Below are 23,646 nucleotides of genomic sequence, written 5' to 3' on the forward strand. Positions count from 1 at the left end.
ATCACGATCAGGTCGCCAAGCCGGTGCGTGGCGTTGGGCGCGCGGGGATCAGGCACCGCGCCAAAGTAGCTCTCAAGACAGGAAATGGCAGTCGCTCCTTCGCTCAACTGCCTCTCCAAAGAATCCTTTCTCAGCCTAAACTCAACCCCAAAAAACGCCATATGCGATTCCCCTGCCTGCCAGCCGGAGAAGTTTGAGACGCCGACATAGCGCAGCTTACCTTGGCGCACGAGGTCGTCCAGCGTCGACAGCACCTCCTCGACCGGTGTCGAGGCGTCGAAGGCATGGAGCTGCAAGAGGTCGATATAGTCGGTGCCGAGGCGCTTCAGCGCCACGTCGACGGAGCGGATCAGGCGCGACCGCGACGAGCCCCAGTCGGCCGGGCCGTCGCCCATCGGCAGGGACGTCTTGGTCGAGATCAGCACCGCGTCGCGGCGACCCTTGATGGCCTCGCCAAGCACCTCTTCCGAGGCGCCGTTCGAATAGACATCGGCCGTGTCGAAGAGATTGACGCCCGCCTCCAGGCAGATGTCGACCAGCCGGCGCGCCTCCTTGGCGTCGCTGTTGCCCCAGTGGCCGAAGAGCGGGCCGGAGCCGCCGAAGGTACCGGCGCCGAAGGAAAGCGCCGGCACTTTCAGGCCGGAGGCGCCGAGAGGTCGATAGTCCATGATTTTTCTCCTTGGGATGTCGAAGGCGGAATTCGGCCGCTCAGCCCTGCGCCGTGACCGGCTTGCCGATGGCGCGGCCGCGTTCGAGGCGCAGCGCCACGAGCACCACGCCGAGCGCGGCGAGCGGCACCAGGCCGGCAACGAGAGGGACGGCGCCGAGGCCGGGGCCGTGATCGATGACGAAGCCGCCGAGCCAGGCGCCGATGGCGTTGCCGAGATTGAAGGCGGCGATGTTGAAGGAAGACGCAAGGCCCTGGCCGGCGCCCTTGGCCTTCTCCAGCACCCACATCTGCAGCGGCGCGACGGTGGCGAAGGCGGCGGCGCCCAGCAGGCCGACGGCGACGACCGCCGCGACCGGCTGATGGATCGCCGCGGCCATGAGGAACAGCACCGCCGACAGCGCGACCAGAGTGCCAATAACCGTCGGCACCAAATGCCGGTCGGCGAGGCGTCCACCGAGCAGGTTGCCGGCGACCAGTCCGCCGCCGAAGACCAGCAGGATCGGCGACACGGCTCCCTCGGAAAAGCCGGTGACGCGGGTGAGGATCGGCGCCAGATAGGTGAAGGCGGCAAAGACGCCGACCCAGCTCAGCACCGTGGTCAAAAGGCCAAGCAGCACCGGCCGGCGGCCGAGCACGGCAAGCGTGCCTTCGGCGCTTTCCGCCTCGTCCGTGGCGGCCGGTTCGTCGCGCGGCACCAGCAATGCGATCACGGCGAAGGCGACGACGCCGACCAGCGTGACGGCGAGGAAGGCGGAGCGCCAGCCATAGGCCTGGCCGAGCCAGGTGCCAAACGGCACGCCGAGGATGTTGGCGACGGTGAGGCCGGTGAACATCAGCGCGATGGCCGAAGCCTTCCTGTTGGGCGCGACGAGGCTGGTCGCGACGACCGAGCCGACGCCGAAGAAGGAAGCGTGGGCGAAGGCGGTAAGCACACGCGCCGCCATCAGCGTCCAGTAGTCGGGCGCCAGCGCACAGGCGAGATTGCCGACGGTGAAGACAACCATCAGGGCAAGCAGCAGGGTCTTGCGCGGCAGACGGCCGGTCAAGGCGCCAAGCAGCGGCGCGCCGACGACGACGCCCAGCGCATAGCCGGAAATGAGCAGGCCCGCGGCCGAGATCGAGACGCCGAGATCGGCGCTGACATCGAGCAGCAGGCCCATGATGACGAATTCGGTGACGCCGATGCCGAAGGCGCCGGCGGTGAGGGCATAAAGAGCGAGAGGCATGGCTGCGGTCCGGTTGATCAGGAAGGGACGCCCAAAGTCCCGCGCCCCGGGCGGAAGATCGTGATCCGCCAAGCTGTGAACCAGCCTTGCGTCCGGCATATTTTCTGTGAAATAGATTCACGAATGGCGAGACCCGACATCAACCGCTCCGGCGAGATCGAGGTGTTCGTCCGCGTCGTCGAGGCGGGCAGCTTCTCGGCCGCGGCGCGGGCGCTGCGGATGACGCCGTCGGCGGTGAGCAAGCTGATCGCGCGGCTTGAGGCGCGGCTTGGCGCACGGCTCATCAGCCGCTCGACACGCAAGCTGCAGCTGACGCCGGAAGGGGCTGCCTTCCATGACAACGGCCTGCGCATCCTCGCCGATCTCGACTCGGCCGAGCGCGAAGCGGCGGCGGGTGCAGCGCCGCGAGGCCGGCTCAGGGTCAATTCCTATGTGCCGTTCGGCCAGCACCGGCTGATGCCGTTGTTGCCGCGCTTCCTGGAGAATTATCCCGAGATTTTCGTCGAAGCCGTGCTGACCGACAGTGTGATCGATCTTCTGGAAGAGCGCGCCGATGTCGCTATCCGCGCCGGGCCGCTACGCGAGTCACGCCTGGTTGCGCGCAAGCTCGGCCAGAGCCCGATGGTCCTGGTTGCGTCGCCTGCGTATCTTGAAGCACGCGGCACGCCACGCGCATTGTCCGACCTCGCTCGCCACAACATGCTGGCCTTCGGCTTCGCCAGGCATATCGAGGGCTGGCCCTTTGTCGATGCGACAGGCAAATCGATCATCATGCCGATTGTCGGAAACATGTCGCTCACCGACGGCGAAGCGATGCGGCGAACGACGCTGGCAGGAGCCGGCATAGCGCGGCTGGCGCGCTGGCATGTCGAGCCCGACATTGCCGCCGGACTGCTCGTGCCGTTGCTCGAGGAGTTCAATCCTGGCGACGAGGAGCCGACGCATGCCGTCTATGTCGGTCACGGCAAGCATCTGCCTGCCCGCGTCCGAGCCTTCCTCGACTTTCTCGCGGAGACCGTTCGTCTCTGAATGAGGAAAGAGGCGCGCGCCAATGGCACGCGGCTCTGACCTGTCTGCTCCAACGGAATTACGCCTTCGGCACGAACGGCGCCGGACGCCGGCCGGCGCCTTGCCGCTCCAGCATCCAGCCGGGATATTCGGCAGGCAGCGCGCTCACCTCATCGAGCCTGGCGAGGTCGTCGGCGTCGAGCTTCAAACCGGTCGCGGCAAGATTTTGCTCGAGTTGGTCCATGCGGCTGGCGCCAATGATGACGCTCATCACGAAAGGCTTTGCCAGGACATAGCCAAGCGCCACGGTGGCGACGCCGACATCGTGTTTTTTGGCAACCTCGCGCATGCCGGCGACCGCCGCCCAGGCGCGGTCCTCGTTGACCGGCGGGAAATTGAACGAAGCGCGGCGGCCCTCGCCGTTGCCCGGCGCGCCGGGACCGTATTTGCCGGAGAGCAGCCCGCCGGCCATCGGCGACCAGACCATCAGGCCGAGCTTCTCTTCGTTGATGAGCGGCACGATCTCGCGTTCGAGATCGCGGCCGGCGATCGAGTAATAGGATTGGATCGTCTCGAAGCGGGCAAAGCCCTTGCGCTCGGCAATGCCCAGCGCCTTGGCGATGCGCCAGGCCTGCCAGTTGGAGACGCCGACATAGCGGACCTTGCCGCTGGCGACGAGATCGTCGAGCGCGCGCAGCGTCTCGTCGATCGGCGTCACGGTGTCGGTGCCATGCAGCTGGTAGAGGTCGATATGATCGGTTTGCAGCCGCTCCAGGCTGCGGTCGACCGAATCCATGATGTGGCCGCGCGAGGAGCCGCGCTCGTTGGGCCCGTTGCCCATGGCGCCATGCACCTTGGTGGCGATGATGACGTCCGAACGCTTGACGCCGATGTCCTTGAGCGACTGTCCCAGCAGCTGCTCGGACTGGCCGAAGGAATAGACGTCGGCTGTGTCGAAGAAATTGACGCCGGCGGCGATCGAGCGGCCGACAATTTCATTGACGCCCTTCTGGTCGAGGCTGGCGATCAGGCCCCATTGGGCATTCTGGCCGGCGGCGCCGAAGGTCATTGTGCCGAGGCAGAGTTCGGAAACGAACAGGCCGGTGTTGCCAAGCTGGTTATAGCGCATGGTGAGCTTTCCCCAAGAAAAGGATTGAATGACATCGGGGAAATAGGAACGGACCGTTTCGTTTCAAGCGCGGGCGCAAAGAATATCGTCCGGTTGGCGGGTCGGTAACGAGATCGTGACGATTGCCAGGGCGCTCAGCTTTCCACCAAAGCGAGGATCGCGAAGGCAGTCATGCCGAATGCGACGGCGGCAAGGGGCAGCAGTATTTCGATCGTCGCCGTGCTGGCCTTCACGGGATGATCGCCAGTGTCGAACTCGCCTGCCATCCAGTCGGCGAGCGTCGTGGGTCTGCCGGCAGCGCTGATCCGGTGATGGCGCCAGACACGGCCGGCGATCGCCGGCAGCACGACCGACATGACGATGAATCCAGTTACGACGAACAGCAAATAGTCGTCGGCGCCGCTGCCCGCGAAGCCGATCCAGGCCGACAACGCATAGCAGGCCGCAAGTCCAATCATGGCGAAATAGACCCAGCGGTGCAGTCCGCGGGAGACTTGCCGGTTTTGCATGGTGTGCTGGCTGTGGCGTGTGGCGGTCATAGGGACCTCCTTTGCTATGAAAGGAGCCACTTGCTTCCTGTGCACGGAGCTAGCGCCAGGATTCTAGGCGACAATGCGGTGGTGTGACGCGGTCGGCCCAAGGAAAGGCCTACGCTTCCTTGAGGCGCTCCTTGCTACCGGCTGCCGAAGATCGCCGAGCCGACCCTGACGCTGGTCGCGCCGAAGGCGACGGCTGTTTCGTAGTCGCCGGACATGCCCATCGAACGCCTCGCGACAGCCGCTTCGCGAGCGAGCTTCTCCAGCAACGCGAAATGCGGGCCAGGATTCTCATCGGCCGGCGGGATACACATCAGGCCTTCGATGGCGAGGCCGTGCACGTCGCGGCAGCGCTTGACGAAGGCGACCGCGTCGCGCGGCTCGATGCCGGCCTTTTGTGGCTCGGAGCCGGTATTGACCTGGACGTACAGCTTCGGCGCGCGGCCTTGCCTGGCGATCTCCTTGGCAAGCTCCGCGGCGATCTTCTCGCGATCGACGGTCTCGATGACGTCGAAGAGAGCGACGGCTTCCTTGGCCTTGTTGGACTGCAGCGGGCCGATCAGATGCAGCTCCAGATCGGCAAATGCCTCTCTCAGCGCCGGCCATTTTCCCTGCGCTTCCTGCACGCGGTTCTCGCCGAAGACCCGGTGGCCTGCCTCGATGACGGGGCGGATGTCCTCGGCCGCGAAGGTCTTCGACACCGCCACGAGCGTGACGGCGCCGGCCGGGCGCTTCGCCTCGCGTTCGGCGCTCGCGATCCTCGCCTTGACCGCGTGAAGCTGCTCTACGGCGCTCGTCATGCCACTATCCTGCCCATAGTTTTAAAGCTCGCGCCGGCTCGCCGCAGTTGACGGGTCCGGCAATCCATGGTGAACACCGCGACGACATAGTCTCGGCTGCCGGCCTAGGCGTGTCGATATTCAGGTGATGCCGGCCTGCAAATGCCGGTTTCCTGCGCTTCCGGTGCTCACGTACTTTAAGTACGCTCCGCTCCGGTTCTCGGAACCCGCCATTTTCGGCTCGGCCTGACCTGAATATCAACACGCCTTAATCCAGCACCGCGCACCTGCTTTTAAGTGAAAAACATCCGATGGCAACCGAACGATACAATCCGCGCACCTCAGAGCCCAAATGGCAGAAGGCCTGGGCCGAAAAGAAGCTGTTCGAGGCCCGCAACGACGACCCGAAGCCGAAATATTACGTGCTCGAGATGTTCCCCTATCCGTCGGGCAAGATCCATATCGGCCACACCCGCAACTACACGATGGGCGACGTGGTGGCGCGCTACAAGCGCGCCAAGGGTTTCAACGTGCTGCACCCAATGGGCTGGGATGCGTTCGGCATGCCGGCCGAAAACGCCGCCATGCAAAACAAGGTCCACCCCAAGGACTGGACCTATGAAAACATCGCGGTCATGCGCGAGCAGCTCAAGATGATGGGCCTGTCGCTCGACTGGGCGCGCGAGTTCGCAACCTGCGACGTCGGCTATTACCATCGCCAGCAGATGCTGTTCCTCGACTTCGTCGAGAAGGGGCTGGTGACGCGCAAATCCTCCAAGGTCAACTGGGATCCGGAGGACATGACGGTGCTCGCCAACGAGCAGGTCATCGACGGCCGCGGCTGGCGCTCGGGCGCGCTGGTCGAGCAGCGCGAGCTGACGCAGTGGTTCTTCAAGATCACCGACTTCGCGCAGGACCTGCTGGACTCGCTCAACGGGCTCGAAGAGTGGCCGGAAAAGGTCAAGCTGATGCAGCACAACTGGATCGGCCGCTCGGAAGGGCTGCTGATCCGGTGGCCGCTGGCGGCGCCGGTCGGCGACATGAACGAACTGGAAGTATACACGACCCGGCCCGACACCATCTTCGGCGCCTCCTTCATGGCGGTCGCCGCCGACCATCCGCTGGCGAGAAAAGCCGCCGAGACCAATGTCGAGCTGGCCAAGTTCATCGACGAGGTCCGCCACATGGGCACCTCGGTGGCAGCGCTGGAGACGGCCGAGAAGAAGGGCTTCGACACCGGCATACGCGTCGTCCATCCGTTCGACGAGAACTGGACGCTGCCGGTCTATGTCGCCAATTTCGTGCTGATGGAATACGGCACCGGCGCCATTTTCGGCTGCCCGTCGGGCGACCAGCGCGACCTCGACTTCGCCAACAAATACGGCCTGCCGGTGATCCCGGTGGTGATGCCGGAAGACGCCGACGCAAAGACCTTCCAGATCATCGAGGAGGCCTATGTCGACGATGGCGTGATGATCAATTCGCGCTTCCTCGACGGCATGAAGCCGCAGAAGGCTTTCAACGAAGTCGCGAAGCTGTTGGAAGAAAAGACGATCGGCGGCCGGCCGATGGCGGAACGCAAGGTGAATTTCCGCCTGCGCGACTGGGGCATATCGCGCCAGCGCTACTGGGGCTGCCCGATCCCGATGATCCATTGCGAGCATTGCGGCGTCGTGCCGGTGCCGAAGGCCGACCTGCCGGTGAAGCTGCCCGACGACATCGAGTTCGACCGTCCGGGCAATCCGCTCGACCGGCACCCGACCTGGCGGCATGTGAAATGTCCGCAATGCGGCCGCGATGCGCGGCGCGAGACCGACACGATGGACACCTTCGTCGATTCGTCCTGGTATTTCGCGCGCTTCACCGCGCCCTGGGCGAACGAGCCGACCGAGCCGAAAGCGGCTGACGAATGGCTGGCGGTCGACCAGTATATCGGCGGCATCGAGCACGCGATCCTGCATCTGCTCTATTCGCGCTTCTTCACCCGCGCCATGCGCGAGACCGGTCACCTCGATCTGGCCGAGCCGTTCAAGGGCCTGTTCACGCAAGGCATGGTCGTGCACGAGACCTACCGCGTCGGCGGCCCGTCCAACAACGGACGCTGGCTGTCGCCAAGCGAGGTCAGGCTCGAGGACGTGGGCGGCAAGCGCCGCGCCGTCGAGATCGCCACCGGCGAGGAGGCGACGGTCGGCGCGCTGGAGAAGATGTCGAAGTCGAAGAAGAACACGGTGAGCCCCGAAGAGATCACCGACGGCTACGGCGCCGACACCGCGCGCTGGTTCATGCTGTCGGACTCGCCGCCGGAGCGCGACGTCGAATGGACCGACGACGGTGCGGCGGGCGCGCACCGCTTCGTGCAGCGCGTCTGGCGCCTGGTGCAGATCGCGGCCGAGCAGCTTGCCGGTGTGAAACCGGCGGCGGCGACGGATGGCGAGGCGGGCGCCGTGTCCAAGGCCGCGCACAAGATCCTGAAGGCGGTCGGCGACGATATCGAGAAGCTCGGCTTCAACCGGGCGATCGCGCGTATCTACGAGCTGGCCAACGCGCTGGCGACGCCGCTTGCCGACGTTGCCGAGGGCAAGGCCGATGCCCCGCTGAAAGGCGCCTGCCGCGAGGCGGTGGAGATCCTGGTGCATATTATCGCGCCCGTCATGCCGCATCTGGCGGAAGAGTGCTGGCAGGAACTCGGCGGCGGCGAGATGGTCGCCGAACGGCCCTGGCCGGTCTACGATCCTGCTCTGGTCGTCGACAACGAGATCGTGCTGCCGGTACAGGTCAACGGCAAGAAGCGGGGGGATTTGACAATTGCGCGCGACGCGGATCAAGGTGCCGTCGAAAAAGCGGTGCTGGCCCTCGACTTCGTGCAAAAAGCACTGGAAGGTAAGGCCCCGCGCAAGGTGATCATCGTGCCGCAGAGAATCGTCAATGTCGTTGCCTGATCCGGTGAAGTCAGAAGCGGCCCGCCTGCGCGGCCGCTTGGCGGTCTGCGGCATGGTCGCCGCGCTCGCGCTGGTCTCGGCCTGCACCGTGCGGCCGCTCTATTCCAACCAGCCGCTGTCGCCCGGATCGCGGCTCAGCGCGTCCGCCGAGCTCGGCTCGATCTCGATCAAGCCGGTCAATACCCGCTACGCGCAGCAGGTGCGCAACAATCTGATCTTCGCCTTCGGGCAAGGCTCGGGCGAGCCGGCCTCGCCGGCCTACACGCTCGATCTCGGCGTCACCGAGCTCGTCGAATCGGCGGCCATCGTGCAGGTGCAGACCCAGGAAGACGAGCCGACGGCGGGCACGGTCACGCTGACCGCCAATTACGTGCTGCGGGACACCGCGACCAACACGGTGATTGCCGTCGGCAAGCGCTCTATCCCGTCGTCCTTCGACCGGCCGCGCCAGGAATTCGCAGCCTACCGCGCGCAGATCGACGCGGAGAACCGCGCCGCGCGCGAATTGGCCGACCTTCTGCGGCTGTCGATCGCGCAGGACCTGGCCAAGCACGGCAAAAGGGCCTAGTTCCTCGCCGGGGATTGGCTGAAGCCTTCCGAACTTCGTCATCCTAGGGCGGAGCAGCCGCGAAGCGGCGTCGCGTAGACCCGAGGATCCATTCCGTTACCTCGGCCCGAAGGTGCAGCGGAGCAGAATTTCTGCACCGTTGCGACGCTAGTATGTCACGGAATGGATCCTCGGGCCTGCGCGCGTCGCTTCGCTCCTTGCTCCGCCCGTGGATGACGATCGCGATAGGCGTCCCGGCCAATCGCCAAGGCATGTGACTTGCCAAGGCATAGACACTTTGCCACGAAAAAGGCCGGTTGCCGGCCTTCTTCGCTACTTTTTGCCTTGCGCAATTCCCAGACGGAAAATCGTTACATACTTTTCCTGGAACTGTTCCGGCCTCAGCCGATCTTCTGGCCGGTCTTGGCCCAGTCGGCGAGGAAGGCGGCGAGGCCCTTGTCGGTCAGCGGGTGATTGACCAACGCCTTCAGCGTCGCCGGCGGCGCGGTGACGATATCGGCGCCGATCAGGGCGGCCTGCTTGACGTGGTTCACCGTGCGCACCGAGGCGGTCAGGATCTCGGTCTTGAAATCGTAATTGTCGTAGATGGTGCGGATTTCCGAGATCAGCTCCATGCCGTCCGAGCCGGTGTCGTCGATGCGGCCGACGAAGGGCGAGATGAAGGAGGCGCCGGCCTTGGCGGCCAGCAACGCCTGGTTGGCCGAGAAGCAGAGCGTCACGTTGACCATGCGGTTCATCTCGGTGCGGATGGTCTTGCAAGCCTTCAGCCCGTCCAGCGTCAGCGGCACCTTGATGGCGATATTCGGCGCGATCTTGGCCAGCACCTTGGCTTCCGCCATCATGTCCTCGTACTCGGTCGCCACGACCTCGGCCGAAACCGGACCCTCGACGATGTCGCAGATCTGCTTGGTGACGTCGATGATCTTGCCACCCGATTTCAGGATCAGCGACGGGTTGGTGGTGACGCCGTCGAGCAGCCCAAGATCGTTGAGCTCCTTGATTTCCTTGATGTCAGCGGTGTCGACAAAAAATTTCATGGCGGTCTCCTTGGGGATTGCCGGGCGCCAGCCAGGCAGATGCGAGGGTCCCCTTTGATCTAGACCAAAGTCAGGGCAAGGTCACGCCTGATGATGGAAGATTCGCCCTTTGTCGCAGCCGCGCCCGTGCTGGTGCCGATGCCGGCCGAACGGCCCTACACCTATGCCGTGCCGCCGGGCATGCGCGTGGTGCCGGGCTCGATCGTGCGCGTGCCGCTCGGGCCGCGCCAAGTCGCGGGCATCGTCTGGGATGGCGCCGTCGAAACCGTCGATGCGAAGAAACTGCGGCCGATCGAGGAGGTGTTCGACTGCCCGCCGATCGATAGGGCGATGCGCCGCTTCGTCGACTGGATCGCGCAATACACGCTGTCGGCTCCCGGCATGGTGGCGCGCATGCTGCTCAGGGCCCCCGAGGCTTTCGACCCGGAGCAGTGGATCGAAGGGCTGCAGCGCACGCTGGCCGAACCGGACCGGTTGACGGATGCGCGCCGGCGCGTGCTGGAGACGGCCGAGGGCGGACTTGCCTGGACGCGCTCGGGGCTGGCGCATGCCGCGGGCGTGTCCTCGACCGTCATCGACGGGTTGCGGGCACAGGGCGTGTTCGAGACGGTGATGATCCCGCCGCGTCCGGTGGTGGCGGCGCCTGATACCAGCCATGCCGTGCCGGAGCTGATGCCGGACCAAAATGTTGCGGCGGAGAAGCTGCGCGCGGCAATCGCGGCCGATACTTTCAATGTCACCCTTCTCGACGGCGTCACCGGGTCGGGCAAGACGGAAGTCTATTTCGAGGCGGTGGCGGCTGCGCTCGACAAGGGCAGGCAGGTGCTGATCCTTTTGCCGGAAATCGCGCTTACCCACGCCTTCCTGGAACGCTTCCAGGATCGCTTCGGCGCCAAGCCGGCCGAGTGGCACTCCGACCTGCCGCCCCGGATGCGCGAACGCGTCTGGCGGCAGGTTGCGGAGGGCGGCGTGCGCGTCGTCGCCGGGGCGCGCTCGGCGCTGTTCCTGCCGTTCAAGGAACTCGGCCTGATCGTCGTCGACGAGGAGCACGATCCCGCCTACAAGCAGGAGGACCGCGTCTTCTACAATGCGCGCGACATGGCGGTGGTGCGCGGCCATATCGGTGCTTTCCCGGTCGTGCTCGCCTCGGCGACGCCGTCGGTGGAAAGCCGGGTCAACGCCGGCCAGGGCCGCTACGGCCGGGCGGTGCTGTCGTCGCGCTTCGCCGAGGCGGCGCTCCCCGACCTGAAGTCGATCGACATGCGGCGCTCGCCGCCGGCGCGCGGCGGTTTCCTGTCGCCGGTCTTGCTGGAGCAGATGCAGCGCACGCTGGAGAGGAAGGAGCAGTCGCTGCTCTTCCTCAACCGGCGCGGCTATGCGCCGCTGACGCTCTGCCGGGTCTGCGGCCATCGCTTCGGCTGCCCGGTCTGCTCGGCCTGGCTCGTCGAGCACCGGTTTCGCGGCCAACTCGTCTGCCATCATTGCGGCCATAATGAGCGGCGGCCCGAGGCATGCCCCGAATGCGGCACGCTCGACCATCTGGTGGCCTGCGGCCCCGGCGTCGAGCGCATCGCCGAGGAGGTGGTGGCGCATTTCCCCGAAGCCCGCACCATCGTGCTTTCGTCCGACCTTCTGGGCGGCGTGCGCCGTCTGCGGCTCGAACTCGAGGCCGTCGCCAATGGCGAGGCCGAGATCGTCATCGGCACGCAACTCGTCGCCAAGGGTCACAATTTCCCCGGCATGACGCTGGTCGGGGTGGTCGACGCCGATCTCGGGCTCGCCAATGGCGATCCGCGCGCCGCCGAGCGCACTTTCCAGCTGCTCAGCCAGGTGACGGGGCGCGCCGGCCGCACCGGCAAGAAGAGCCTCGGCCTCTTACAGACCTACCAGCCGGACCATCCGGTGATGCGGGCGATCGTCTCCGGCGATTCGGAAGCTTTTTACGAGCGCGAGATCGCCGAGCGCGAACGGGCGGCGCTGCCGCCCTTCGGACGGCTCGCCGGCATCATCGTCAGCGCCGCGACACGGGGCGAGGCGGAGAGCCATGCGCGGGGGTTAAGGCGCGCGGCGCCGCAGGCTTCCGACCTCTTCGTGCTCGGGCCGGCCGAAGCGCCGTTGTCGCTGATCGGCGGGCGTCACCGTTTCCGCCTGCTGATTCAGGGCGAGCGGCGCGCCGACATGCAAGGCTTCATCCGCGCCATGCTGGCCGACGGGCCGAAGCCGCGCGGCTCGGTCAGGGTGCAGGTCGACATCGACCCGCAGAGCTTTTTGTAAGAATGGGGTGACTAATCGTCGCTCGGCGGGTCTTGCAGTATATTCCAACACCAAACACCAAGCGCCTCAAAATGCCTGATGTTTGCAGTTATCACGGTGAGCTCGTTGGTTGCCGCCGTGGCCGCGATCAATATGTCTGCTAGACCGGGATTCTTCCCTTGTGCAGAGGCTGCCTCCTCCATTTGACCCGCCCTTCGCGCTATATCGGCATTGACCTCTAGAATCTGATCAGCGAAGTCTTCAATGGTTTCATTGAGCCAGGCAGTGAGACCCTCGGCGCGTTTTGTGGCCCCGGCGCGGGCCAGCTTGCATATGCCTTTCTCGATTTCAGTGATCGCTATAACCGGTATGAAGAGTGCCTGCTTTGCACCTTGGGTCACGATCCAGGTGGCGACGTCTTTTGCAAGCGGCGGCCTTCCAGGCGCGAATGCCGATAAGATGGAAGTATCCACGAGATAGCCGCTCAAAGGTCGATATCCCGCGACGGCGACTCATTCCTTTCAAACTCGATTCCTCCCGGATAGGTCAGAAGGAATTCCCCGAAATTTCGACGCTCGACCGGATAAAGCTTTTGCAAGTCTTCGACCGAAACGATGGCGGCTGCTGGCTTACCATGCTTTGTGATGATGGTGGGCTCGCCGCCCTCCGCGGCCTCGACGAGCGCCGAGAACCCTGCCTTGGCTTCCCGAACTTGCATTGTTTTCACAGCAACCTCCTTGTGGTCTCATGTAGTCATAATATAGGAATTGCTGAGGAAAGGACAGCGCTATCATGAAAACCCTCGGCCTCATCGGTGGCATGAGCTGGGAATCGACCGCGATCTATTACCGCCTGCTCAACGAGATCGTGCGTGAACGGCTCGGCGGCCTGCGCGCGGCGAAGCTGCTCCTGTGGTCGTTCGATTTCGCCGAGATCGCCGAACGGCAGCATGTCGGTGACTGGGAAGGCGCCGGCGTCCTTCTCGTTGAAGCCGCGCGCAGGCTGGAGGCGGGCGGCGCCGAGGGCCTGCTGATCTGCACCAACACCATGCACAAGCTCGCCGACGCGGTGCAGGCGGCCATATCGATCCCGCTTATCCATATCGCCGACGCCACGGCGCATGCCGTCGTCGATGCCAGCGTGAGGCGGCCGGCGCTGCTCGCGACGCGCTTCACCATGGAGCAGGATTTCTACAAGGGTCGGCTTGCCGACAAATACGGCCTCCAGCCGGTGGTGCCGGACCAGGCCGGCCGCGACATGGTGCACCGGGTGATCTATGACGAGCTTTGCCAGGGCGTCGTCAAAGGCGAATCGAAATCCGCCTATCTCGACGAAGTCGGCCGGATGCGGCGCACCGACGACGTGGACGGCGTCATCATGGGCTGCACCGAGATCACCATGCTGATCGGCCAGGGCGATTTCGACGTTCCGGTGTTCGACACGACGCGGATCCATGCCGAGGCCGCAGTCGATTTCGCGCTCGCTTGATGCGCTGTACCTAATGTGCCCGCCATCCTCTGGCGCGGTTTCATTCCCTCGCTAGAATGCCGGTGTTTCAGAACAAGAAATACGAGGGGGATTTTATGGACTTCGCGTTTCCGTGGCCCGCGAGCCAGGGTGAATGGCTGGCCTGGTCGAGCGCCGTCGTGACCCTGGCCCTCGGCCTGTTCCTGTTCCTGGCGCCGGGGCTTGCCTTTCGCGCGCTGCGCCTGCAGCCAAGGCCTGAGAAAGCGGCGGCGATCGCCGAAGGACGCGGCCGCATGTCGGGCTTCTATCTCGGCGTCAGCCTGTGCTGCATCCTCCTGGCGCAGCCGCTGCTTTACATGGCGCTGGGCTTCTCCTGGCTGTTCACCGCCTTCGGCAGGCTCTTGTCGATGATGTCGGACGGCGCCAACACCCCTTTCAACTGGGTTTCGATCGTGGTTGAATTGGCATTGGCGGCGCTGCCGCTGGCCTTTGCCTTCGGCTTCGTTCCGTGAATTCGACGCTTGAGCTTGGCCTTCGCCGCCTGATGCGACAAAAGTGCCTGAAAACCATGCCGGACGATGCATTGCGGTCTTAAAAAGCCTGTGCTAGACGGCAATCGACTTTCGACCGGGGATAGCGGAAGCCGCGCCTCCGTGCTTGGAAAAATGCAGTAAGGTCAAAGATTTAGCCAGAGTTTTCGCTCGCGCCAACAATCTGCGGCCTGTCAGACAAGAGAAAAGACGGTCCGTGGCCCAATCGTCATCGCCAATCTCAGCTGTCGCCGAACGCTACGCAGGCTCGCTGTTCGAGCTCGCGCTGCAGGACAATTCAGTCGCCAAGGTCGAGGCCGACCTCGGCGGCTTCGAGGCAATGCTCAATGACAGCGACGATCTCTCGCGGCTGATCAACAGCCCGGTGTTTTCCAGCGAGGACCAGGCAAAGGCCATTGCCGCCATCGCCGACAAGGCCAAGATCACCGGCCTGGTCGGCAATTTCCTGCGCGTCGTGGCCAAGAACCGCCGCCTGTTCGCGGTGCCCGGCATGATCAAGGCGTTCCGCCGGATCGCCGCCGACCATCGCGGCGAGACGTCCGCCGAGGTCACCTCGGCGCATGCGCTGACGACCGCGCAGCAGGATGAACTCAAGGCGGCGCTGAAAGGCATCGCCGGCAAGGACGTGGCCATCGCCATGACCGTCGACCCGTCGCTGCTCGGCGGGCTGATCGTCAAGATGGGCTCGCGCCAGATCGATACGTCGCTCAAAACCAAACTCAATTCGCTCAAGCTTGCACTGAAAGAGGTCGGCTGATGGACATCCGCGCCGCGGAAATTTCCGCAATTCTGAAAGACCAGATCAAGAATTTCGGCAAGGAGGCCGAGGTCTCCGAAGTCGGTCAGGTTCTGTCCGTCGGTGACGGCATCGCCCGCGTCTACGGCCTCGACAACGTCCAGGCCGGCGAGATGGTCGAGTTCCCGGGCGGCATCCGCGGCATGGCGCTGAACCTCGAAGCCGACAATGTCGGCGTCGTCATCTTCGGTGCCGACCGCGACATCAAGGAAGGCGACACCGTCAAGCGCACCGGCGCCATCGTCGACGCGCCTGTCGGCATGGGCCTGCTCGGCCGCGTCGTCGACGCGCTTGGCAATCCGATCGACGGCAAGGGCCCGATCAAGGCAACCGAACGCAAGCGTGTCGACGTCAAGGCGCCCGGCATCATCCCGCGCAAGTCGGTGCATGAGCCGATGTCGACCGGCCTCAAGGCCATCGACGCGCTGATCCCTGTCGGCCGCGGCCAGCGCGAGCTGGTCATCGGCGACCGCCAGACCGGCAAGACCGCCATCATCCTCGACACGATGCTGAACCAGAAGTCGGTGCACGACAACGGCCCCGAAAAGGAAAAGCTCTACTGCGTCTACGTCGCCGTCGGCCAGAAGCGCTCGACCGTCGCGCAGTTCGTCAAGGTGCTGGAAGAGCGCGGCGCGCTCGAATATTCGATCATCGTCGCCGCCACCGCGTCCGATCCGGCGCCGATGCAGTTCCTGGCGCCGTTCACCGCCTGCACCATGGGCGAATATTTCCGCGACAACGGCATGCATGCGCTGATCAGCTACGATGATCTGTCGAAGCAGGCCGTCGCCTACCGCCAGATGTCGCTCCTGCTGCGCCGCCCGCCGGGCCGCGAAGCCTATCCGGGCGACGTCTTCTACCTGCATTCGCGCCTGCTCGAGCGCGCCGCCAAGCTCAATGACGACAACGGCAACGGTTCGCTGACCGCGCTGCCGATCATCGAGACGCAGGCCAACGACGTGTCGGCCTACATCCCGACCAACGTGATCTCGATCACCGACGGCCAGATCTTCCTCGAGACCAACCTGTTCTTCCAGGGCATCCGCCCGGCGGTGAACGTCGGCCTGTCGGTGTCGCGCGTCGGCTCCTCGGCGCAGATCAAGGCGATGAAGCAGGTCGCCGGCTCCATCAAGGGCGAGCTCGCGCAGTATCGCGAAATGGCTGCCTTCGCGCAGTTCGGCTCCGACCTCGACGCGGCGACGCAGCGTCTGCTCAATCGCGGTTCGCGCCTGACCGAGTTGCTCAAGCAGCCGCAGTTCTCGCCGCTCAAGGTCGAGGAACAGGTCGCGGTGATCTTCGCCGGCGTCAACGGCTATCTCGACAAGCTGCCGCTGAACCAGGTCGGCAAGTTCGAGCATGGCCTGCTCAGCCACATGCGCTCGGCCGGCAAGGACGTGCTCGACGCTATCCGCAAGGAGAAGGCGCTGTCGGACGATTTGCGCGCCAAGCTCAAGGCCGAGATCGACGCCTTCGCCAAGACCTTCGCCTAACAACAAGCCGGACGCACGGGATCAGGTTTGAAGCATGCCTTCATTAAAAGACCTTCGTAACCGTATCGCCTCGGTCAAGGCGACGCAGAAGATCACCAAGGCGATGCAGATGGTCGCCGCGGCGAAGCTGCGTCGCGCGCAGGAAGCGGCGGAAGCGGCGCGCCCCTATTCCGAGCGCATGGGCGCGGTTCTGGCCAACATCACCCAGGCGATCGGCGGCGGCGGCGATGCCCCGGCGCTGATGACCGGCACCGGCAGGGACGATGTGCATCTGCTCATCGTCTGCACGGCCGAGCGCGGCCTGTGCGGCGGCTTCAACTCGCAGATCGCGCGCCTCGCCCGCGACCACATCCGCCGGCTTCTCGCCGACGGCAAGCAGGTGAAGATCATCTGCGTCGGCAAAAAGGGCTATGACATCCTGCGGCGCGATTACGCTTCGATGATCCTCGAACGCGTCGACCTGCGCGAGGTCAAGACACTCGGCTTCGTCAATGCCGATGCGATCGCGCGCAAGATCATCCACCTCTTCAACGAGGGCGGCTTCGACATCTGCACGCTGTTCTATTCGCAGTTCAAATCGGTGATCAGCCAGATCCCGACGGCGCAGCAGATCATCCCGGCGGCACAGGCTTCGGCCGTCGCCGAAACGGGCAACGGCGCCACCGCTGTCTACGAATACGAGCCGGAGCCGGGCGAGATCCTCTCCGACCTCATCCCGCGCAACATCGCCGTGCAGATCTTCCGCGCGCTTTTGGAAAACGCGGCCGGCGAGATGGGCGCCAAGATGAGCGCGATGGATAATGCGACGCGCAACGCCGGCGACATGATCAACAGGCTGTCGATCACCTACAACCGCCAGCGGCAGGCGCAGATCACCAAGGAACTGATCGAGATCATTTCGGGCGCCGAGGCGCTCTAATCGCGCGCCGCGCGGGACACCCGGCGGACGGCGTGAACAACGGATAGACGAAAAGGGCAAAGACGATGGCGAAAGCAGCTACCCCGAAGACCGCCGCCAAGGCGGCAGAGGTCCCCAAAGCGGCGACGAAGGCCGCTCCGGCCAAGAAGGCGGCCGCTCCGGCCAAGGCAGCAGCCCCCGCCAAGGCGGCAGCGACCGCCAACGCGCCGGCCTTTGCGGCCGAGCGCGTCGGCGCCGCCGGCAAGGTCCGCCAGGTCATCGGCGCCGTCGTCGACGTGCAGTTCGAAGATCACCTGCCGGCCATTCTGAACGCGCTTGAAACCGACAATGTCGGCAACCGCCTGGTGCTTGAGGTCGCCCAGCATCTCGGCGAGAACACCGTGCGCTGCATCGCCATGGACTCGACCGAAGGCCTGGTCCGGGGCCAGGACGTCTTCGACACCGGCGCGCCGATCTCGGTCCCGGTCGGCCCGGGCATGCTCGGCCGCATCATCAACGTCATCGGCGAGCCGGTCGACGAGGAAGGCCCAGTCGACGGCGTCGAACTGCGCTCCATCCATCAGCCGGCTCCGGCCTATGTCGACCAGTCGACGGAAGCGCAGATCCTGGTCACCGGCATCAAGGTCCTCGACCTGCTGGCGCCTTACGCCCGCGGCGGCAAGATCGGCTTGTTCGGCGGCGCCGGCGTCGGCAAGACCGTGCTGATCCAGGAACTGATCAACAACGTCGCCAAGGCGCATGGCGGCTTCTCGGTGTTCGCCGGCGTCGGCGAGCGCACCCGTGAAGGCAACGACCTCTATCACGAGTTCATCGAATCGGGCGTCAACAAGAAGGGCGGCGGCCAGGGCTCGAAGGCAGCACTTGTCTACGGCCAGATGAACGAGCCGCCGGGCGCGCGCGCCCGCGTCGGCCTGACCGGCCTCACCGTCGCCGAATATTTCCGCGACCAGGGCCAGGACGTGCTGTTCTTCGTCGACAACATCTTCCGCTTCACCCAGGCTGGCTCGGAAGTGTCGGCGCTGCTCGGCCGTATTCCTTCCGCCGTGGGTTACCAGCCGACGCTGGCCACTGACATGGGCGCGCTGCAGGAACGCATCACGACGACGACCAAGGGCTCGATCACCTCGGTGCAGGCCATCTACGTTCCGGCCGACGACTTGACCGACCCAGCGCCGGCGACATCGTTCGCCCACCTCGACGCCACCACCGTGCTGAACCGCGCGATCTCGGAAAAGGGCATCTATCCGGCCGTCGATCCGCTGGATTCCACCTCGCGCATGCTCGACCCGATGGTCGTCGGCGAGGAGCACTACCAGGTCGCCCGCCAGGTGCAGTCGATCCTGCAGCGCTACAAGTCGCTGCAGGACATCATCGCCATCCTGGGCATGGACGAGCTGTCGGAAGAGGACAAGCAGACCGTGGCCCGCGCCCGCAAGATCGAGCGCTTCCTGTCGCAGCCGTTCTTCGTCGCCGAAGTGTTCACCGGTTCGCCGGGCAAGCTGGTCGACCTCGCCGACACCATCAAGGGCTTCAAGGGCCTTTGCGCCGGCGACTACGATCACCTGCCGGAAGCCGCCTTCTACATGGTCGGCGGCATCGATGAGGCGGTCGAGAAGGCACAGCGCCTCGCGGCTGAAGCGGCATAGGAAAGCGAATAGGGAGTAGTGAGTAGTGAGTAGAGAATAGCGGTGTGATCCGGGCGGTTGCCTGCCTTCACTACTGACTACTCACTATTCCCTACCTGCTAAGTTTTACATGGCTGAAGCTTTCAAGTTCGAACTGGTCTCGCCGGAGCGGCTGCTCGTTTCCGAGCAGGTGGAGTCCGTGGTCATTCCGGGCGCCGAAGGCGAGATGACCGTGATGGCGCGGCATGCGCCGGTCATGACCACCATCAAGCCTGGCGTCGTCACGATAAAGACCGCGGGCGGCAAGGAAGAGCGCTTTGTCGTGTTCGGCGGTTTCGCCGACATCCTGCCTTCCGGCTGCACGCTTCTTGCCGAATCGGCGACGCATGTGAACGACATCGATCGCGCCGATCTGGCTCGCCGCATCCAGGAGGCCAAGGAAGACGCGGCCGACGCAAAGGACGACGAGAGCCGCAGCAAGGCGGAGCAGTTCCTCAGCCAGCTCACCACGCTGGAAGGCGCGCTGCTGCCGGCCTGACGACCCGAAGAGCGGTTCCCTATTGAGTGGTTTGTTGCGTAGGGTGCGCGTCGGCGATTTCAAATCTCATTGAGCTTTGTTACCCTCAGAGAACAAATTCCCGGGGGCGTTGTCGTGCTTGGCTTAGACCTTAAAACTTGGCTGGGGTTTGCTTTTGTCGGTGCGCTGGTATCGACCATTGGGTCGATTCTTGGCATCGTTATAAAGGAGTACTTCTTTTCCAGATCCTTTGAACTGTGGAAGCAAGATCGGGCTCTTGAGCAAATCTATCAAAAGTACCGTGATCCTCTGAGGCTCTCCGCGCGAGAACTCGGACACCGCCTAGTCGAAATCTGTGACACCTATCCCACGGTATTTCTATCGCAACGAGTCTTCGATTCACGGCCGTTGAGACAGGAAAGAAACAGTGACCAGGACCCGTATTACCAGCGTTACAAATTTGTCAGTACTCTGTATCGCCTCTGTGCGTTCTTGGGGTGGCTAGAGCTATATCGTCAAGAGCTTACGTTCTACCAAGCTTCGGGAAATCGACATACCGCCAAGGTTGACGAATCTTTGTCCGCTATAAGGTCCGCTTTTGCAGACGGACACATTAATACAGCTAGCGACTGGGATAGCTGGCGTGACACGCTTGTCTTTCGTGAAGAATTGCGCGCAATCGGGGAATCGATGATTGAGAGTAGAGGTTCGAACCGATCGGTTATAGGATATGGGTGCTTTGTCGACCTAATAAATAGCGACAACCTGAGTTCGACGAAGTCATGGTCGCTGGTTGTTCTCAACTTTTTGCTGAATTTGGAGGACGGCGGTAAGGATTTCAGGAAGATCCGACTACAGCGTATTCTCTGTCACGTTGTTGATTTTATCGGCCTTATTGACAAGCGCGGCCTTGATGAGCGGCTAAAAGGTGCTCGTAAGAAATGGAGCGCTGCCTGACGTTTCCTTCTAAGCGCGCCCTGCCGGAAACCATTGCTGGTCCTGCACCATGATCATTCGCTCTCCAAATCAAGTGCGGCGAAGGCAAGAGCCGGACCGCCCTGCTTGAAATGGACGAGATGTGTGGCGACAAATTCGATCAATTTCCGCCGTTCCGGGTGACCCTTGGCAAAGCCGGCGAGATCGAACACCGCCGCCGTCATTTCTGCCGTCGGCAGATTGCGGCCGAACAGGTCGCCGAGGGCGGCATCGAGCGGATCGGTGAAGTGGCCCTCGGGCAAAGTCTTGCCGCGAGCGGCGCAGGCGGCGATCCAGGCGGCGACAACCAGCGACAGATATTCAGGAAGCAGCCCGGCTTCCAGCCTCGCAAGGGCGGAGGCGACGATGCGTTGCGGCAGCTTCTGGCTGCCGTCATTGGCGATCTGCGCAGTGCGGTGGGCGAGCGCCGTGTTGGAAAAGCGCTCAGCGAGCTCGGCCGTATAGGCGCTTGTGTCGAGCCCGGCATCCTGCGGCAGGGTTGGAATGGCCTCGGCCCAGAGCCAGTCGACGAACTGCCGGATCGACGGATCGGCAAAGGCGCGATCGACGGTGGCGTGGCCGCTGAGCAGGCCGAGATAGGCGATGCCCGAATGCGCGCCGTTGAGCAGCCTCAGCTTCATGTCCTCGAACGGGCCGACATCCTCGACCATGGCGACGCCGAATTTCTCCCAGGCCGGCCGCCCGGCGGGAAAGCGGTCCTCGATCACCCATTGCCGGAACGGCTCGGTCATCACCGGCCACGCGTCATCGAGGCCGAGTTCGCCGGCGATGCGGGCGCGATCGGTATCCGTCGTCGCCGGCACGATGCGATCGACCATGCTTGACGGGAAGGCCACGTCGTCGGCGACATGGCGCGCGAGGTCGGCATCGCCCTGACGGGCGGCCCCGGCATCGCCCTGGCGGGCGAGCCGTAGATCCCGGAGCTTCGCATATTCGATCAACAGCCGGTGCAGCGTGGCGCCGTTGGCCGGCAGGTTGTCGCAGCAGAGCACGGTGAAGGGGGGTATGCCGGCGACGCGCCTGCGCGCGAGCGCCTCGGCCAGAAAGCCATGCGCCGTCTTCGGCGATCCGGGGTTGGCGAGGTCGTGGACAATATCGGGATGCGCGCTGTCGAGCGTGCCGTCGGCCGCCCTGAGATAGGCCTTTTCGGTGATGGTGAGTGTGACGATGCGGATGCGCGGATCGGTCAGCGCGGCGAGCACCGCGCCTGGGTCTTCCGGGGCGACGAGCAAGGACTGGATCGAGCCGACGACCTGCAGCCGTTCGCCGGCGCTGTCCCTGATTGCCAGCGTGTAGAGCCCGTCCTGCGGCTTGAGCGCATCGCGCGTGTCGGGACTGCGCAGCGAGACGCCGACGATGCCCCAATCGCTCTCGCCGTCCGCCAGGCAGGCATCGACATAGGCGGCCTGGTGGGCACGGTGAAAGGCGCCGACGCCAAGATGGACGATGCCGGGCGCGACGGACTTGCGGTCGTAGCGAGGCACCACAACTTCGGGCGGCAGCTCCGCAAGGGTAGCGTTGGACAGGCGGCCGCTCATGGAAGCCAGTCTCCGATCGGAAAACGACGGCAGCGACGTAACACCCACTGTCACCGTACACAATGGCCGTACTCATTTGGAAAGTCATCATACAACTGCATAATATTTGTATGTTGACATTATCTCTGACCGATCTACCAATAGCGAAGCCTGGGAGGAGCCGCGTGGCCGCATTGACCGATCCGGACCTGCTGTTCGCGCCGGAAACGCGATCATTGGCGCGCGACCTTTACGCGGGTGTGAAGGACCTGCCGATCGTCAGTCCGCACGGCCACACCGACCCGCGCTGGTACGCGCTCAACGAACCGTTTCCCGATCCGGCGCAGCTCTTGATCGTGCCGGACCATTACATTTTCCGCATGCTGTTCAGCCAAGGCGTGCGGCTGGAGGAGCTCGGCGTGCCGACGCTCGACGGTTCGCCGGTCGAGACCGACGGCCGGGCGATCTGGCGGCGCTTCGCCGAACATTATTATCTCTTCCGCGGCACGCCGACACGGCTCTGGCTCGACCATGTGTTCGAACATCTGTTCGGCATCGAGGAGCCGCTCACCGCGACCAGCGCCGACCGCATCTACGATACGATAGCCACGCTGCTCCAGCGCGACGACTATCGGCCGCGCGCGCTGTTCGAACGCTTCAACATCGAGGTGATCGCGACGACCGAAGGCGCGCTCGACGATCTCAAATGGCACCGGACGATCCGCGACAGCGGCTGGAACGGCCGTGTCGTCACCGCCTACCGGCCGGACGCCGTGGTCGATCCCGATTTCGAAGGGTTTGCTTCCAATCTCGATCGCCTCGGCGAGATCACCGGATGCAACACCGGAAGGTGGTCCGGCTATCTCGATGCGCATCGAAAGCGCCGCGCCTATTTCAAGGAATTCGGCGCGACCTCGTCCGATCACGGCCATCCGACGGCCGAGACCGCCAATCTTTCCGACGCGGCGGCCGAAGATCTGTTCAACCGCATCCGGAGCGGCTCCGAGGATGAGCGCGAGCGAAAACTGTTCCGAGCCCAGATGCTGACCGAGATGGCCAAGATGAGCCGCGACGACGCCCTGGTGATGCAGATCCATCCTGGATCATGGCGCAATCATTCGCCTTCTGTTTTCCAGAGATTCGGCCGCGACAAGGGCTTCGATATCCCGACCCGGACCGATTATGTGACGGCGCTGAAGCCGCTGCTCGACTGCGTCGGGCTGGAGCGCGACCTCACAATCATCCTGTTCACGCTCGACGAGACGAGCTATGCGCGCGAGCTTGCGCCGCTCGCCGGCGTCTATCCGGCGCTCAAGCTCGGGCCGGCCTGGTGGTTCCACGACAGCCCGGAAGGCATGCGCCGCTTCCGCGAGATGACCACCGAGACGGCCGGCTTCTACAACACCGTCGGCTTCAACGACGACACGCGCGCCTTTCCGTCGATCCCGGCGCGCCACGACGTCGCGCGGCGTGTCGACTGCGCCTTTCTGGCGCGGCTGGTCGCAGAGCATCGCCTCCGGGAGGAGGAGGCGCATGAGCTGGCGCGGGAGCTTGCCTACTCGCTTGCCAAGAAAGCGTACCGGCTCTGAGCCAGGGCATCCGTGATTTTTGAAGGGAGGAAAG

General features: G+C 64.3%; 22 protein-coding genes. 13 read left to right on the plus strand and 9 right to left on the minus strand.

All coding sequences use genetic code 11. The features are described from left to right. Positions 1–668, minus strand: a 668-nt coding sequence (locus FJ414_RS21935) for an aldo/keto reductase (protein WP_246672474.1), incomplete at its 3' end; no start/stop codon positions are given. A 40-nt stretch (positions 669–708) separates the two neighbouring features. Then, entirely contained in the window at positions 709–1,896 is a 1,188-nt protein-coding gene (locus FJ414_RS21940; RefSeq protein WP_140646455.1) for an MFS transporter, read from the minus strand. A gap of 123 nt (positions 1,897–2,019) precedes the next feature. Between FJ414_RS21940 and FJ414_RS21945 the strand changes: the two genes are divergently transcribed. Continuing rightward, the gene (locus FJ414_RS21945) at positions 2,020–2,925 is read left to right on the plus strand and encodes a LysR family transcriptional regulator (RefSeq protein WP_140646457.1); all 906 of its coding nucleotides are present in this window, start codon (positions 2,020–2,022) and stop codon (positions 2,923–2,925) included. 58 nt (positions 2,926–2,983) lie between these two features. Here the strand turns inward: FJ414_RS21945 and FJ414_RS21950 are convergent, their stop codons facing one another. The 3 genes from FJ414_RS21950 to FJ414_RS21960 form a co-directional block, all read right to left on the minus strand. After that, on the minus strand, positions 2,984–4,033 hold the full coding sequence (locus tag FJ414_RS21950; protein WP_140646459.1) for an aldo/keto reductase: 1,050 nt from the start codon (positions 4,031–4,033) through the stop codon (positions 2,984–2,986). 134 nt (positions 4,034–4,167) lie between these two features. Further along, positions 4,168–4,572 (minus strand): hypothetical protein, encoded by a 405-nt coding sequence (locus FJ414_RS21955; protein ID WP_140646461.1) that lies wholly within the window; start codon positions 4,570–4,572, stop codon positions 4,168–4,170. A 134-nt stretch (positions 4,573–4,706) separates the two neighbouring features. Next, positions 4,707–5,369: a YggS family pyridoxal phosphate-dependent enzyme gene (locus FJ414_RS21960; RefSeq protein WP_140646463.1), complete on the minus strand. Its 663-nt coding sequence runs from the start codon at positions 5,367–5,369 to the stop codon at positions 4,707–4,709. A 290-nt stretch (positions 5,370–5,659) separates the two neighbouring features. Between FJ414_RS21960 and leuS the strand changes: the two genes are divergently transcribed. Continuing rightward, positions 5,660–8,287: a leucine--tRNA ligase gene (gene leuS / locus FJ414_RS21965; protein ID WP_140646465.1), complete on the plus strand. Its 2,628-nt coding sequence runs from the start codon at positions 5,660–5,662 to the stop codon at positions 8,285–8,287. Continuing rightward, positions 8,274–8,855 (plus strand): LPS assembly lipoprotein LptE, encoded by a 582-nt coding sequence (lptE, locus tag FJ414_RS21970; RefSeq protein WP_140646467.1) that lies wholly within the window; start codon positions 8,274–8,276, stop codon positions 8,853–8,855. The genes leuS and lptE overlap by 14 nt, the downstream gene beginning before the upstream one ends. Before the next feature lie 380 nt (positions 8,856–9,235). On the opposite strand, the gene fsa is transcribed toward lptE, so the two are convergent. After that, a complete protein-coding gene (gene fsa / locus FJ414_RS21975; protein ID WP_140646469.1) occupies positions 9,236–9,892 on the minus strand; it encodes a fructose-6-phosphate aldolase in 657 nt (218 codons plus the stop codon). A gap of 90 nt (positions 9,893–9,982) precedes the next feature. On the opposite strand from fsa, the gene FJ414_RS21980 reads away from it, so the two are divergent. Then, the gene (locus tag FJ414_RS21980; protein WP_140646470.1) at positions 9,983–12,166 is read left to right on the plus strand and encodes a primosomal protein N'; all 2,184 of its coding nucleotides are present in this window, start codon (positions 9,983–9,985) and stop codon (positions 12,164–12,166) included. An 11-nt stretch (positions 12,167–12,177) separates the two neighbouring features. Here FJ414_RS21980 and FJ414_RS21985 read toward each other — a convergent pair whose 3' ends face one another. Both FJ414_RS21985 and FJ414_RS21990 read right to left on the minus strand, forming a co-directional pair. After that, positions 12,178–12,633, minus strand: coding sequence for a type II toxin-antitoxin system VapC family toxin (locus FJ414_RS21985; RefSeq protein WP_140646471.1), 456 nt, complete (start codon positions 12,631–12,633; stop codon positions 12,178–12,180). Then, on the minus strand, positions 12,630–12,872 hold the full coding sequence (locus tag FJ414_RS21990; RefSeq protein ID WP_140646473.1) for a type II toxin-antitoxin system Phd/YefM family antitoxin: 243 nt from the start codon (positions 12,870–12,872) through the stop codon (positions 12,630–12,632). Before FJ414_RS21990 ends, FJ414_RS21985 begins: the two co-directional genes overlap by 4 nt. Before the next feature lie 65 nt (positions 12,873–12,937). Between FJ414_RS21990 and FJ414_RS21995 the strand changes: the two genes are divergently transcribed. From FJ414_RS21995 to FJ414_RS22030, 8 genes are all read left to right on the plus strand, one after another. Beyond that, entirely contained in the window at positions 12,938–13,633 is a 696-nt protein-coding gene (locus FJ414_RS21995) for an aspartate/glutamate racemase family protein (RefSeq protein ID WP_140646474.1), read from the plus strand. Between the two features lie 95 nt (positions 13,634–13,728). Next, positions 13,729–14,124, plus strand: a complete 396-nt coding sequence (locus FJ414_RS22000) for a DUF4345 family protein (RefSeq protein ID WP_140546140.1) — start codon at positions 13,729–13,731, stop codon at positions 14,122–14,124. A 235-nt stretch (positions 14,125–14,359) separates the two neighbouring features. Further along, the gene (locus FJ414_RS22005; protein WP_140646476.1) at positions 14,360–14,920 is read left to right on the plus strand and encodes a F0F1 ATP synthase subunit delta; all 561 of its coding nucleotides are present in this window, start codon (positions 14,360–14,362) and stop codon (positions 14,918–14,920) included. Next, positions 14,920–16,449, plus strand: coding sequence for a F0F1 ATP synthase subunit alpha (gene atpA / locus FJ414_RS22010; RefSeq protein WP_140646477.1), 1,530 nt, complete (start codon positions 14,920–14,922; stop codon positions 16,447–16,449). Before FJ414_RS22005 ends, atpA begins: the two co-directional genes overlap by 1 nt. A gap of 34 nt (positions 16,450–16,483) precedes the next feature. After that, on the plus strand, positions 16,484–17,368 hold the full coding sequence (locus FJ414_RS22015; protein ID WP_140646479.1) for a F0F1 ATP synthase subunit gamma: 885 nt from the start codon (positions 16,484–16,486) through the stop codon (positions 17,366–17,368). A 65-nt stretch (positions 17,369–17,433) separates the two neighbouring features. Then, the gene (gene atpD / locus FJ414_RS22020) at positions 17,434–19,014 is read left to right on the plus strand and encodes a F0F1 ATP synthase subunit beta (RefSeq protein ID WP_140646481.1); all 1,581 of its coding nucleotides are present in this window, start codon (positions 17,434–17,436) and stop codon (positions 19,012–19,014) included. Positions 19,015–19,123: 109 nt separating this feature from the next. Then, the gene (locus FJ414_RS22025; RefSeq protein WP_140646482.1) at positions 19,124–19,531 is read left to right on the plus strand and encodes a F0F1 ATP synthase subunit epsilon; all 408 of its coding nucleotides are present in this window, start codon (positions 19,124–19,126) and stop codon (positions 19,529–19,531) included. 69 nt (positions 19,532–19,600) lie between these two features. After that, positions 19,601–20,467, plus strand: a complete 867-nt coding sequence (locus tag FJ414_RS22030; RefSeq protein ID WP_140646484.1) for a hypothetical protein — start codon at positions 19,601–19,603, stop codon at positions 20,465–20,467. Positions 20,468–20,520: 53 nt separating this feature from the next. Here FJ414_RS22030 and FJ414_RS22035 read toward each other — a convergent pair whose 3' ends face one another. After that, positions 20,521–22,044 carry a mannitol dehydrogenase family protein gene (locus tag FJ414_RS22035; protein WP_140646485.1) on the minus strand — a complete coding sequence of 508 codons (1,524 nt, stop codon included), beginning with the start codon at positions 22,042–22,044 and terminating at the stop codon, positions 20,521–20,523. Between the two features lie 164 nt (positions 22,045–22,208). Between FJ414_RS22035 and uxaC the strand changes: the two genes are divergently transcribed. Continuing rightward, positions 22,209–23,612 (plus strand): glucuronate isomerase, encoded by a 1,404-nt coding sequence (uxaC, locus tag FJ414_RS22040; RefSeq protein WP_140646487.1) that lies wholly within the window; start codon positions 22,209–22,211, stop codon positions 23,610–23,612. Positions 23,613–23,646 lie beyond the last annotated feature (34 nt).

This window comes from Mesorhizobium sp. B3-1-6 (genome assembly GCF_006439555.1).
GTDB lineage: Bacteria > Pseudomonadota > Alphaproteobacteria > Rhizobiales > Rhizobiaceae > Mesorhizobium.

Excerpts from the sequence above, each read along its gene's own strand:
- FJ414_RS21945 (WP_140646457.1), top strand. The coding sequence starts at position 2,020 with ATGGCGAGACCCGACATCAACCGCTCCGGCGAGATCGAGGTGTTCGTC.
- FJ414_RS21980 (WP_140646470.1), top strand. The coding sequence starts at position 9,983 with ATGATGGAAGATTCGCCCTTTGTCGCAGCCGCGCCCGTGCTGGTGCCG.
- atpA (WP_140646477.1), top strand. The coding sequence starts at position 14,920 with ATGGACATCCGCGCCGCGGAAATTTCCGCAATTCTGAAAGACCAGATC.
- FJ414_RS22015 (WP_140646479.1), top strand. The coding sequence starts at position 16,484 with ATGCCTTCATTAAAAGACCTTCGTAACCGTATCGCCTCGGTCAAGGCG.
- FJ414_RS22035 (WP_140646485.1), bottom strand. The coding sequence starts at position 22,044 with ATGAGCGGCCGCCTGTCCAACGCTACCCTTGCGGAGCTGCCGCCCGAA.
- FJ414_RS21950 (WP_140646459.1), bottom strand. The coding sequence starts at position 4,033 with ATGCGCTATAACCAGCTTGGCAACACCGGCCTGTTCGTTTCCGAACTC.
- FJ414_RS22025 (WP_140646482.1), top strand. The coding sequence starts at position 19,124 with ATGGCTGAAGCTTTCAAGTTCGAACTGGTCTCGCCGGAGCGGCTGCTC.
- lptE (WP_140646467.1), top strand. The coding sequence starts at position 8,274 with ATGTCGTTGCCTGATCCGGTGAAGTCAGAAGCGGCCCGCCTGCGCGGC.
- leuS (WP_140646465.1), top strand. The coding sequence starts at position 5,660 with ATGGCAACCGAACGATACAATCCGCGCACCTCAGAGCCCAAATGGCAG.
- atpD (WP_140646481.1), top strand. The coding sequence starts at position 17,434 with ATGGCGAAAGCAGCTACCCCGAAGACCGCCGCCAAGGCGGCAGAGGTC.
- FJ414_RS21960 (WP_140646463.1), bottom strand. The coding sequence starts at position 5,369 with ATGACGAGCGCCGTAGAGCAGCTTCACGCGGTCAAGGCGAGGATCGCG.
- FJ414_RS22000 (WP_140546140.1), top strand. The coding sequence starts at position 13,729 with ATGGACTTCGCGTTTCCGTGGCCCGCGAGCCAGGGTGAATGGCTGGCC.
- FJ414_RS21955 (WP_140646461.1), bottom strand. The coding sequence starts at position 4,572 with ATGACCGCCACACGCCACAGCCAGCACACCATGCAAAACCGGCAAGTC.
- fsa (WP_140646469.1), bottom strand. The coding sequence starts at position 9,892 with ATGAAATTTTTTGTCGACACCGCTGACATCAAGGAAATCAAGGAGCTC.
- FJ414_RS21995 (WP_140646474.1), top strand. The coding sequence starts at position 12,938 with ATGAAAACCCTCGGCCTCATCGGTGGCATGAGCTGGGAATCGACCGCG.
- FJ414_RS21940 (WP_140646455.1), bottom strand. The coding sequence starts at position 1,896 with ATGCCTCTCGCTCTTTATGCCCTCACCGCCGGCGCCTTCGGCATCGGC.